Here is an 11,626-nt window from a genome sequence, read left to right as displayed (position 1 = left end):
CAACCGTCGCGCATCCACATCGGGTGGCAGCTAAAGGGCTCCGCCGCGTTCCTCATCCGGCCAAAGAGGAAGAATCTACTATCTGTAAAGGTGCAGAGAAATCGCTGTGGCCTGTTGACAGAGAGAAGCCATATCAACGTTGGAGGCCAGGCGCGGCCGAAGGCCGCCGCCGCTGGGCCGAAGAGTTAGACGTCAGCGCATTTAGCACCCTACTCATTTCAATTGCACTGCTACGCAGGGACTCACTTGACCTGCTCTCCGTCTTGAAACCAGACGTCGCCGCCCTGAATTCCACCCCAGATAACGGAAAACTTCCCATGGGGTCGTCCCGCGACAAATTGACCAGTCCAATTCGCGGCGCCCACGTCGCCCTCAGCCGGCCCTGAATATGACTCGCCTGAGTTGCCGTATGCGGAAACCGGTACAACACCGTTCTCTTCATATTCAAAAGTTACGTCTGCCGGGAAAGACTTTCGGTGTGAGTTCGTATTCATGCGATTGCTGCCTGATGATGCTTTGACGTCTAACGCAATGTAGACCGCACGAGCTGCGGCATTACTTGGCGGCTGCAATCTAATCTGGGCCCTGGATTCACGCTCAAATTGTTGTCAACAAACAGTTTTTTGATCATGGAGTCTTCCTCTCAGGTCGATAAAAGGTCGTCAAACCCCGCATGATTTTAGGTTTGGCATTTGGTAGGCACATCCTCTAAAAGGAGGTTGAGATTCAAAAATGCGGCGGCAAGTCATCCCGCAAATTGCGCGCCCCACCCACACCGCCATCTACCGGTGCTTGCTGTTTCAGGTCAGCGACTTCGCGCATCAAGCTGTCGATTTGATGCTGCTGCCGGATGATGACCGCATCGAGCTTGTCGATCAGGTCTTCAGTGAAGCTGGCCTTGATCTCCAGCTCGGTCAGGCGCTGGTCTATATCGCTGGGCTGGCCCATAGGTTTGTTCCAGCCCTCAAGCGCTGGCGGTATCGACAGGCTGCTTCCGCTTGATCGCCGCCATCAGCTCGCGCTTGTCCAGGCCGTACATGTCTGCAAATGCATCTACCGTCTGGCCGCTATTTTCAAAAGTGCGGAGCAGGGCTTCCTGTTTGGCCAGCTTTTGGTCGCGCTCTTCAAAGGCTTCTTCCAGCAAGGCGGTCGCGGCTGCATCGTTGGTGGGCAGCCTGGACTGGTAGTCCTGGCGGCTCAGGCCGGAAGCCTCAAAAGCCGTCATCAGCTGCGCGCGAAACTTAGGCCGCAGATCTTCCCGTGCGCGGCGTTGCCGGCGGCGAAACAACTCCAGCATGGTCAGGTAAACATGCTCTGGCGCCACGGGCTCTACTGGCTGGCCCTGCAGGTCGTGGCGCAGGTTGCCTGCTGCAATGCATTGCAGGTAAGCAGTGGAGCGGGTGTGCGTGCCCAGCGCAGCCTTGAGGGCCTCACGCTCAAAGGCCTCTGGGTGGCTGGCCAGCAATTCCTGAAAAATGCCCAGTTTTAGCGGCAAGAACTTTGCGCCAAACAGGTGGGGGTAGAGCTCAAACAGCTTTTCCAGCACGGCCGTTGTTGCCTGGCGCGCTGATGCCTGGTCGGCGGTGGTGCTGTCGTGCTGAGCAGGGGCAGGCAAAGCTGTCGGTTCGGGGAGGGTGGGTGTCATGAAGGTTGGGAAAGCGAGTCAAGCGGTGATTGTCGACGAAATGACCCTGGCCCCGTTCCCGCGTCAACGCTGCGGCTAACAGTTGCTCCCAGTAACTTACTTGGTGGCCCCGGTGGCGAGTGCGGCAGCGCGCGACGCCGCAAGCGTCGATGCGTCGGCAGCCTGCGTCGGCCAGCCAGACAGATGCTGCTGAGTGATTTCGCAAAGCGCCAGCATCCACTCCGGGCTGTCGTTCAGGCAGGCGATGTAGTGAAACTCCTTGCCGCCGGCGTGCATGAAGGCCTCTTTGGCTTCCTGCGCAATTTCTTCCAGCGTTTCCAGGCAGTCGCCCGTAAAGCCGGGGCACATCACGTCGACGCGCTTTGTGCCTGAGCGCGCCATGGCCACCAAAGTGGGCTCCGTGTACGGCTCCAGCCATTTTGCTTTGCCAAAGCGGGACTGAAACGTCACGGTGTATTTCTCTTTGGAAAGGCCCAGTTCTGTAGCCAGCAAGCGCGCGGTTTTGTGGCACTCGCAGTGGTAGGGGTCACCCAGGTGCAGCGTGCGCTCCGGAACACCGTGAAAGCTCATTACCAGTTGTTCGGCACGGCCATGTGCAGCCCAATGCGCGCGCACGCGGGCAGCCAGCGCCGTAATGTAGCGAGGATGGTCGTGGTAGTTGTTGACAAAACGGAGCTCGGGGATACGGCGAATGTTGCTGGCCCATTGGTACACGGCGTCAAACACGCTGGCCGTGCTGGTGCCGCTGTATTGCGGATACGCGGGAAGAATCAGGATGCGGGTGGCGCCGTCGGCCTTGAGCGCATCGAGTTGCGAGGCGATGGACGGCTGGCCATAACGCATGGCGTAGCGCACGGCCACTCGGTGGCCGCGCTGGCCCAGGTAGCCGCCCAGCATGTTGGCCTGTTTGGACGTCCACACCTTGAGCGGGGAGCCATCTGCTGTCCAGATGCTGGCGTATTTGGCCGCGGATTTTTTGGGGCGCAACCGCAAAATGATTCCGTGCAGGATGAACCACCAGATAGCCTTTGGAATTTCGATGACGCGGGGGTCACTCAAAAACTGCGCGAGATAGGGCCGCAAAGCCTTGGCTGTGGGTGCTTCTGGCGTGCCCAGATTGCAATACAGCACGGCCGTGCCGGAGGCGGTATTGGCGGGCGGTTTGCCGTGTGTGAAGGTGGGTTCGGCAGAAAAAGACATGGGTTATTCTCCACTACCTATGCTTGACCTGACAATTATCAAAGCCATAACCCTTGACCTTGACGACACGTTGTGGCCGATCTGGCCGACCATCGAAAAGGCGGAGGCCGCGTTGGAGAAGTGGCTGGGCAACCACGCGCCCATGACCGCGGCACTGTTTGCCAACCCGACAGCGCGGCACGATATTCGTGAGCAGGTTGTTCGCAGCCGGCCCGATCTCAAATACAACCTGAGCGCCATCAGGCGTGAGGCCATCCGTCTGGCTCTGTACCGGTCCAAAGAAAACCCGCTGCTCGCAGAGGAGGCGTTTGAAGTTTTTTTTGAGGCGCGGCACCATGTGACTCTGTATGAGGATGCACTGCTTGCGCTGGAATTCTTGTCGTCTCGTTATCCCATCGTTGCGGTCTCCAATGGCAACGCCGATGTCAACCGCATCGGCATCGGTGAATATTTTCGGGCCAGCATCAGTGCGCAGGCTTTTGGCGTGGGCAAACCCGATCCACGGATTTTTCATGCCGCAGCCGGCGCGGTGGATGTGCAGGCGCACAACATCCTGCATGTGGGCGACGATGCCGCGCTGGATGTTCTGGGCGCACTCAATGCGGGCATGCAGGCGGCCTGGGTGAACCGGTCCGATCATTTGTGGACCCATGCCGACTTGCCGCACGAAACGGTGACCAGCCTGACCGAACTGTGCGACCTGTTCAGGACTGACAGCGCCGCGGTTTGATGGAAATTTGCGGTTTTGCCCTTTAATGACGGACAAAGTTTGCTATTTATTCAGTAGCATTCCGCGCGGCTTGCAAACCGGAACGCACCGCCCCTTCCAGCGTGGCCGGGTAGGGTCCATCGACATAGTCGCCACACGCCAGCAACCCCGGCAGCACGCGGGCGCCGGGTCGCTGCATGCCGGGCAGACAGGCAAACGTGGCGCGCTTTTCCACAATGGTTTGCACGGGCTGCAGCCCGGCCAGTCCCAATTGCTTGTCTGCCTGCGCAAGAACCTGAGTGGTTAACACTGCGCTGTGACCGTTGCTGGCGCTGACCACAAAGGCCAGCAAACCGGCCAGGCCGCCCAGCTGGCCTCGATCAAAAACAAACTGTGCGGGTGCGCCGCCATCTGTTGCGCTGGCAGGCAGGGCGAGCATGGGCTGGGCCAGGCGGGCACCCGGCAAAAATGCGTAGACCGTGGTGATGGCTTCGTAGGTCAGCGCCCGGGTTTGCGCCAGCCATGCCTCGCAAGGCACTCCGCAGGTCTGCACCAGCCTGACGGCCTCCGTCGGCCTGCAGGCCAGAATGACGCGGTCAAAAACGGCGCCGTCAATCTGCCAGCCAGCACCCTCAGCCGCCAGCGACGCCACACGCTGCATCAGGCGAACCTCGCCGCCCTGCCGGGCAAGCCAGGCCAGCGCCGCATCAGGAAGCAAGGCGCTCAAATCAACACGTGGCAGCAACAGGTTGGAGCCACCCGACTGCGAGAAAAGTGCGTCCTGCATTACCCGCAAAAAAACCTGGGCGCTGGCTTGATCCGCGGGTGTGTTGAGCGCGGACACACACAGCGGCTCAATCAGTGCGGCCATCACGGTGGGGGTCAGACCGTCACAAACCTGCGCAACGGACAACTCGGGCGCGCAGGCGAAACCGCCGCTCTGCCAACCCGCCGCAGTGCGCAACAGAGACTTCTTGTCTTGCCACGACCAGCCGCGTGCCAAGAGGATACCGACCAGGGCGTCAAGGGGCGTTGGCAAACGGGGAAGTCGCAGACCCGTCCCGTCGGGAAACTGCATGCGCAGGGGCAGTCGCAACATGGCGGCTTTGGTGTCAATGCCCAGATCGGCCATGAGGCGCAGCGTTTCGCTGTACGCGCCGATCAGGATGTGCTGGCCGTTGTCCAGTGCCAGCGGTGTGCCATCGGGCAGATGGCTGTCGACGCGCCGGGCCCGACCGCCGGGCGTGCGGATGGCTTCAAAAATGGTGACCTGCTGACCCAGGCGCGTAGCTTCAACCGCCGCCGCGCAGCCCGCCCAGCCCGCGCCGATAACTGCAGTCTTCAAACCACGCGCCCAAAGGCTTGAGTCTTCCACGCCAGCCAGAATTTACGAAGCGGGGTCAGGCTGACCCGCTGGTGCAACACCTGGTAGCCATCGGCCTCAATCTCGCGCAGCAGGGTGCGGTAAATGCTGGCCATCATCAGACCAGGCTTTTGCGCACGACGGTCCTGGTCGGGCAGCAGGGCCAGCGCTTCGTCGTAAAGCTGAAGTGCGCGCGCTGTCTGAAACTTCATCAGCGCAGTAAAGCGGTCCGAGTACTGACGTTTCAAAATCTCATGCGCTTTCACGTCGAACTGCTGCAGTTCATTGACGGGCAGGTAAATGCGACCACGCATCGCGTCTTCACCCACGTCGCGGATGATGTTGGTCATCTGGAATGCCAGCCCCAGCTTGTGCGCATACGCTGTGGTCGCTTCGTCCGTCTGGCCAAAAATGCGGGCTGCGACCTCGCCCACAATGCCTGCCACGAGGTGGCAATAGGTGCGCAGATTGGGAAAATCAAGGTAGCGGTTTTGCGCCAGATCCATCTCGCAGCCTTCAATGACCGCCTGCAGATGTCGTGCCTCTATGCCATAGGCAGGGGCCAGCGGCATCAGCGCCTTCATCACCGGATGGGTCGGCGTGCCGGCGAAGGCCTTGAGTACTTCAGCGTGCCACCAGGCCAGCTTGGTGTGCGCCACGCCGGGGTCGGTTACCTCATCGACGACATCGTCAATCTCGCGGCAAAAAGCGTAAAACGCGGTGATGGCAGCACGGCGCTCTTTAGGCAGAAACAAAAACGCGTAATAAAAACTGCTGCCGGACGCGGCGGCTTTTTGCTGGACGTATTCCTCAGGGCTCATGGGCGGGATTGTCGCAGGCTTGGGTGACGGCAGCCGCTGCCCGGCGCATCACAGCGGGAGCGATCACCTTGTGGGCAGGCCCTACAAAAACCATGTAGGCGCGGCCCAGCGTGTTGTGGATATGGACCACCGTGCTGAGCGTGAGTTTGTCGTGGGTTGCGTCACCGATTTGTTTGAGAACGGACAGCTGGACCACCAGGTGTTTGTCATCGTCCTGCAAGACCAGCTCATGCGGCGTCACGCTGACTACTTCAAAAAGCCCCATGCGCTGGCCCGGCACCGAAGGTTCGACGCCGACGCCGGACAGGACCCCATGGTTTTTTATCCCGAACGGCGCCATCACGGCGTGGCGCAGTCGCATCAGGTGGTCGATCCAGGCCGGGGTCTGGTGTGTGATCGCGCGGTAAATCGCAGTTGCGGTGAGCGCGGATTTCGGCACCAGCGTTTCGTACGCGTCGGCAAAATCCGCGTTGTACTGCCGCGCATGGAGCTGACAAGTCGTTGGAATGGGCACGGGACGTGTCATGACCAGAGGGCTTTCCAGAGAATAACGGCTCCGTCCCAGATGTTGAGCTTGGGACGCCGGGCAAGGGTTTGGTAGTTCATGGCCTCGATCTTGCCCAGGACGCGCAGCCCGCCCTGTATCACGCAGCGCAGTTCAAACGCGGCACGCCAGCCGGTAAAGCCGCCCAGTTGCCTGGCTACCGTGGCTGGCAGTTCAGAGCCTTTTAGCATCATCGCCCTTGCAGAACGGGCGCAAGCTGCTATTAAATTAGTAGTGCTGGGATTGATCTCACGGTCCAGGAGTTGGCTCAGATCAACGCCGTAGCCCGCCCACAGTTCGTGCGGGACATAGATGCGGCCCCGTGGAATGTCCACGCTCAGGTCCTGCCAGAAGTTGATCAGTTGCAACGCGCTGCAAATATGGTCACTTTGCGCCAGCGACACCGCATCGTTCACGCCGTACAGATGCAGCAGCAGGCGGCCGACGGGGTTGGCTGAGCGGCGGCAGTAGTCCAGCAGCTCGGCTTCGGTCGCGTAGCGCTGTTTCACAACGTCCTGCTCAAAGGCGCTGAGCAGGTCGGTCAGCAGGGGTATCGGGAGCTGAAATTCATCCAGCATCGGCTGCAAAGCCGAAAAAACGGCGGGCCAGCGACCGGAGCCGGACCTGCCGTCTGCGGCAGCGGTTAGATCGTCACGGTAGAGCGCCAGGTCTTGCAATCGGGATGCGGGCGGGGCGTCCCCTTCGTCGGCAATGTCGTCGGCCGTGCGCGCAAACCAGTAGATCGCGGCGATAGGGGGGCGCAGGCGGGGCGGGCACAGCAGTGAGGCGACCGGGAAGTTTTCGTAATGGCTGGAGGGCGGCTGCACAGAGGCGGTGAGCGGGGAAGCGGGGCCGGAAGTCATGCCGCGATTGTCGCTTGACAAGCCTAGAGAATTACCCTAGATTACTAACCGGTCAGTCATTAGTGAGCTTTACCAAGCTTTACAACGACTGTTTTCGCAACCGATTTGGTCCATCACACCATGAATAAAGCCCTTTTTACCGTTCTCGGCAGTGCCCTTGTGCTCGCCGCCTGCTCCAAGTCTGCCCCACCTGAAGAACCCGTGCGCGCGGTCAAGGTCATGACTGTTGGTGTGGATTCCTTCAATACCGGGCATGAGTTTGCGGGCGAGGTCAAAGCCAGAGTGGAGTCGCGTGTGGGGTTCCGGGTGGGCGGAAAGATCATCAAGCGCCAGGCCGAGGTGGGTCAGCGTGTGAAGGCCGGCCAGGTGCTGGCCCAGCTTGACCCGCAGGATTACAGACTGGCGGCCGATGCTGCCCGCGCCCAGCTGGCCGCGGCCAGTACCAACCGCGATCTGGCCGCCGCCGATTACAAGCGCTACAAGGAGCTGCGCGACCAGAACTTCATCAGCGGAGCCGAACTGGAGCGCCGCGACACCACGCTGAAAGCTGCCCAGGCGCAGATGCAGCAGGCCCAGTCGCAACTGGCGGTGCAGGGTAACCAGGCCAACTATGCGGTGCTGGTGGCAGATGTTTCAGGTGTCGTAACCGCTGTGGAAGCAGAAGTGGGGCAGGTGGTATCCGCAGGTACACCGGTGGTGCGCATCGCTGCGGATGGCGTGCGTGATGTTGTGTTTTCGGTGCCAGAAGACAAGGTAGCGGCCTTCAAGCCGGGCCAGGGCGTCAAGGTCCGGCTTTGGGCCCAAAACAGCGAGCTGGACGGCAAGGTGCGCGAAGTTGCCGCCAGCGCCGACCCGGTCACGCGGACCTACCCTGTCAAGGTGGCGCTCGATACGCCGACGCCGCCGGTGCTGGGCGCAACGGTGTATGTGCTGCCGCAAGGCATGGGCATCACCGGTACCCAGGTCATCAAGTTGCCGACCACCGCCCTGCGCCAGGACGGCAAGGCCAGCGCCGTCTGGGTGCTGGACAAAACAAGCATGACGCTTAAATCCCAGCCGGTGCAAATTGCTACGGCCGACGGCAATGAAGCGGTCATCGCGTCTGGCCTGCAACCGGGCATGCTGGTGGTCAGCGCCGGGGTGCATGTGCTTTCTCCGGGGCAGAAAGTCACCATCTTTCAGCAAAAGATGGCTGTGGCCAGTGCTGCCTCTGTAGCCGCTGAACCTGCCTCCGCTGTGCCGGCAGTCGCTGCATCTGCAGCAAAGTGAGATCAGCATGACCAAAGTTCAACCGAAAGACAGTTTTAACCTGTCGAAATGGGCGCTGGACCATCCTGCGTTGACGCGGTATTTGATGGTGGTGCTGATGCTGCTCGGCTTTGCCGCGTATTTTCAGCTGGGGCAGGACGAGGACCCGCCGTTTACCTTCCGTGCCATGGTGGTACGCACTTACTGGCCCGGCGCTACTGCGCAGCAGGTGGCCGAACAAGTCACCGACAAACTTGAGCGCACGTTGCAGGAAGCGCCCTACGCAGACAAGATCCGCAGCTATTCCAAGCCGGGTGAGTCGCAAATCATTTTCCAGATCAAGGATTCATCCAAAGCATCTGATGTGGCCGGTGCTTGGTATGCGGTGCGCAAAAAGATTGCCGACATGCGCCACACCTTGCCGGGCGGCATTCAGGGGCCGTTTTTTAATGACGACTTTGGCGATGTGTATGGCGTGATTTATGCGCTGCAGTCTGATGGGTTTAATTACGCCGAACTCAAGACCTTTGCAGACGACGTGCGCCAGCAACTGCTGCGTGTGCCGGATGTCGCCAAGGCTGAGCAATTTGGGGTTCAGGACGAAAAGCTTTTCATTGAAGTTTCCCAGAAGCGGCTGGCCCAACTCGGGCTGGACTTCAACCAGGTTCTCAGCCAGCTGGGGCAGCAAAACGCGGTCGAGTCGGCGGGCGCGGTGCAGACGCCACTGGATGTGGTGCAGGTGCGGGTTGCGGGGCAGTTTGAGGCGGTGGAGCAACTGCGCGCCATGCCCATTCGCGGCAGCTCCGGTAGCCAGCTTCGGCTGGGCGACATTGCCGAAATCAAGCGTGGTTATGTAGACCCCCCGGCGGTCAAGGTGCGTCATCAGGGCAGGGAAGTCATCGCCATTGGCGTGTCCATGGCCAAAGGCGGCGACATCATCGCTCTCGGAGACGCGCTGGACAAGACAGTGGCCCGTATTAAAACGACCCTTCCTGCCGGCGTTGAGTTGGTGCAGATACAGGATCAGCCGACCGCAGTGACAACGTCAGTCAACGAGTTTGTCCGGGTGCTGATTGAAGCCGTGGCGATTGTGCTGGCCGTCAGTTTTATCGCCCTCGGGTTCCACCGCCGCCCCGGTGAACATCCGCTGCGGCGGCGTTATTACATCGACATGCGTCCCGGTCTGGTGGTGGGTATCACCATCCCGCTGGTGCTGGCGGTGACTTTCCTTGCGATGAACTACTTCGGCATTGGCCTGCACAAAATTTCGCTGGGCTCGCTCATCATCGCGCTCGGTCTCTTGGTGGACGACGCCATCATTGCGGTGGAGATGATGGTGCGCAAGATGGAAGAAGGTTACGACAAGGTGCGCGCCGCAACGTTCGCTTACGAAATCACGGCCATGCCGATGTTGACCGGCACGCTGATTACCGCTGTCGGTTTTCTGCCCATCGGTATGGCGAAATCGACCGTGGGTGAATACACCTTCGCGATTTTCGCCGTGACCGTGATCGCGCTGGTGCTGAGCTGGATTGTCTCGGTGTATTTTGTGCCCTACCTGGGCACACTGCTGCTTAAAGCCAAACCTGTAGCGGAAGGGGCTGCTGGCCACCAGGAGCATTTTGATACCCCGTTTTATCGCAACTTCCGCCGCCTTGTGAACTGGTGTGTGGAGTACCGCTGGGTCACCATCGGCGCGACCGTGCTGACTTTTGCCCTGGGCATCGTCGGCATGGGCAAGGTGCAGCAGCAGTTCTTTCCGGACTCAAGTCGGCCGGAAATCATGGTGGACATCTGGTTTCCCGAGGGCACCTCGTTTGCATCCAACGAACAGATCACCAAACGCGTAGAAGAGCGCCTGCTTAAAGAAGAAGGGGTCAGCTCGGTCAGTACCTGGGTAGGTTCTGGCGTGCCGCGCTTTTACCTGCCGCTGGATCAGGTTTTTCCGCAGACCAACGTGTCGCAATTCATCGTGTTGCCCAAGGATCTGAAGGTGCGCGAGTCTTTGCGCGTGAAGCTGCCGACCTTGTTGGCCCAGGAATTTCCCGAAGTGCGGGGCCGTATCAAACTGCTGCCCAATGGCCCGCCTGTGCCGTATCCGGTGCAGTTCAGGGTAGTAGGCATAGACCCGCTGGTGCTGCGCGACCGAGCCGATGAGGTCAAGGCCGCGATGCGTGAAAGCCCGAACACGCGAGGCGTGAACGACAACTGGAACGAATCCGTCAAGGTGCTGCGTCTGGAAGTGGATCAATCGAAAGCGCGTGCATTGGGCGTGACCAGCCAGTCGATTGCGCAGGCATCCCGGACTATATTGGCCGGCACCAATGTGGGCCAGTACCGCGAAGGCGACAAACTCATTGACATCGTGCTGCGCCAGCCGCAGGACGAGCGCAATGCGATCACTGACATTGCCAATGCCTACATTCCGACGGCGTCGGGCAAGTCGATTCCGCTGACGCAAATCGCCAAACCGGTTTTCACCTGGGAGCCGGGTGTGATGTGGCGTGAGAACCGCGACTACGCGATCACGGTGCAAAGCGACATCGTGGAAGGCTTGCAAGGCGCAACGGTGACCAACGAGTTGTTGCCGGCACTGAAAGCCATTGAAGCCAGGTGGCACAAAAACGGTATGAGCGGCTACCGCATTGAGGTAGCGGGTGCTGTGGAGGAAAGCAGCAAGGGCTCCAGCTCCATCGTGGCGGGCGTTCCGATCATGCTGTTTTTGACTTTTACCTTGCTCATGTTGCAGTTGCACAGCTTCAGCCGCGCGATGCTGGTGTTTATTACCGGGCCGCTCGGAATTGCCGGTGTCGCTGGCGCGCTGCTGGTGCTGGGCCGGCCTTTTGGATTTGTGGCTCTGCTGGGCGTGATTGCCCTGATGGGCATGATTCAGCGTAATTCGGTGATCCTGATTGACCAGATCGAGCAGGATCGTGCGGCAGGCATTCTCGCGTGGGACGCGATTGTCGAGTCGGCGGTGCGGCGGCTTCGTCCCATCGTGCTTACGGCTGCTGCAGCGGTGCTGGCGATGATTCCGCTGTCGCGCAGCGTGTTCTGGGGGCCGATGGCTGTTGCCATCATGGGCGGACTGATTGTGGCAACCGTGCTGACCTTGCTGGCCTTGCCTGCGATGTACGCCGCATGGTTTCGCGTCAAACGTGATACACCGGGAGTGTTGAATGCTCCGGCAACCCCAGGTGTGCTTCAGCTTGGCGCTTAGTCGTAACGGATAG

Annotated in this window: 11 protein-coding genes; 4 read left to right on the top strand and 7 right to left on the bottom strand. The window is 60.2% G+C overall.

Features of this window, described 5'->3' with window-relative positions; genetic code table 11:
• A partial coding sequence (locus tag VE934_RS14115) for a hypothetical protein (RefSeq protein ID WP_324888550.1) occupies positions 1-386 on the top strand: 386 nt, incomplete at its 5' end.
• Positions 387-726: 340 nt separating this feature from the next.
• Here the strand turns inward: VE934_RS14115 and VE934_RS14110 are convergent.
• From VE934_RS14110 to hemH, 3 genes are all read right to left on the bottom strand, one after another.
• Positions 727-948, bottom strand: a complete 222-nt coding sequence (locus VE934_RS14110) for a SlyX family protein (RefSeq protein ID WP_324888548.1) — start codon at positions 946-948, stop codon at positions 727-729.
• Between the two features lie 16 nt (positions 949-964).
• Positions 965-1,645 carry a ProQ/FINO family protein gene (locus VE934_RS14105; protein WP_324888546.1) on the bottom strand — a complete coding sequence of 227 codons (681 nt, stop codon included), beginning with the start codon at positions 1,643-1,645 and terminating at the stop codon, positions 965-967.
• Positions 1,646-1,741: 96 nt separating this feature from the next.
• Positions 1,742-2,845, bottom strand: coding sequence for a ferrochelatase (gene hemH, locus VE934_RS14100; RefSeq protein ID WP_324888544.1), 1,104 nt, complete (start codon positions 2,843-2,845; stop codon positions 1,742-1,744).
• 19 nt (positions 2,846-2,864) lie between these two features.
• Between hemH and VE934_RS14095 the strand changes: the two genes are divergently transcribed.
• On the top strand, positions 2,865-3,575 hold the full coding sequence (locus VE934_RS14095; RefSeq protein ID WP_324888542.1) for an HAD family hydrolase: 711 nt from the start codon (positions 2,865-2,867) through the stop codon (positions 3,573-3,575).
• Between the two features lie 46 nt (positions 3,576-3,621).
• On the opposite strand, the gene hpnE is transcribed toward VE934_RS14095, so the two are convergent.
• The 4 genes from hpnE to hpnC are packed head-to-tail and all read right to left on the bottom strand — an operon-like array spanning position 3,622 to position 7,145.
• On the bottom strand, positions 3,622-4,899 hold the full coding sequence (gene hpnE, locus VE934_RS14090; protein WP_324888540.1) for a hydroxysqualene dehydroxylase HpnE: 1,278 nt from the start codon (positions 4,897-4,899) through the stop codon (positions 3,622-3,624).
• Positions 4,896-5,738 (bottom strand): presqualene diphosphate synthase HpnD, encoded by an 843-nt coding sequence (hpnD, locus tag VE934_RS14085; RefSeq protein WP_324888538.1) that lies wholly within the window; start codon positions 5,736-5,738, stop codon positions 4,896-4,898. The genes hpnE and hpnD overlap by 4 nt, the downstream gene beginning before the upstream one ends.
• Positions 5,728-6,264, bottom strand: a complete 537-nt coding sequence (locus VE934_RS14080) for a DUF2867 domain-containing protein (protein WP_324888536.1) — start codon at positions 6,262-6,264, stop codon at positions 5,728-5,730. The genes hpnD and VE934_RS14080 overlap by 11 nt, the downstream gene beginning before the upstream one ends.
• Positions 6,261-7,145 carry a squalene synthase HpnC gene (gene hpnC, locus VE934_RS14075; protein ID WP_324888534.1) on the bottom strand — a complete coding sequence of 295 codons (885 nt, stop codon included), beginning with the start codon at positions 7,143-7,145 and terminating at the stop codon, positions 6,261-6,263. The genes VE934_RS14080 and hpnC overlap by 4 nt, the downstream gene beginning before the upstream one ends.
• Positions 7,146-7,265: 120 nt before the next feature.
• Between hpnC and VE934_RS14070 the strand changes: the two genes are divergently transcribed.
• Both VE934_RS14070 and VE934_RS14065 read left to right on the top strand, forming a co-directional pair.
• A complete protein-coding gene (locus tag VE934_RS14070) occupies positions 7,266-8,414 on the top strand; it encodes an efflux RND transporter periplasmic adaptor subunit (protein ID WP_324888532.1) in 1,149 nt (382 codons plus the stop codon).
• A 7-nt stretch (positions 8,415-8,421) separates the two neighbouring features.
• On the top strand, positions 8,422-11,613 hold the full coding sequence (locus tag VE934_RS14065; protein WP_324888530.1) for an efflux RND transporter permease subunit: 3,192 nt from the start codon (positions 8,422-8,424) through the stop codon (positions 11,611-11,613).
• Positions 11,614-11,626 lie beyond the last annotated feature (13 nt).

This window comes from Polaromonas sp. (genome assembly GCF_035638815.1).
Taxonomy (GTDB): domain Bacteria; phylum Pseudomonadota; class Gammaproteobacteria; order Burkholderiales; family Burkholderiaceae_C; genus Polaromonas.
This window is presented reverse-complemented; position numbering and strand designations above follow the sequence as displayed.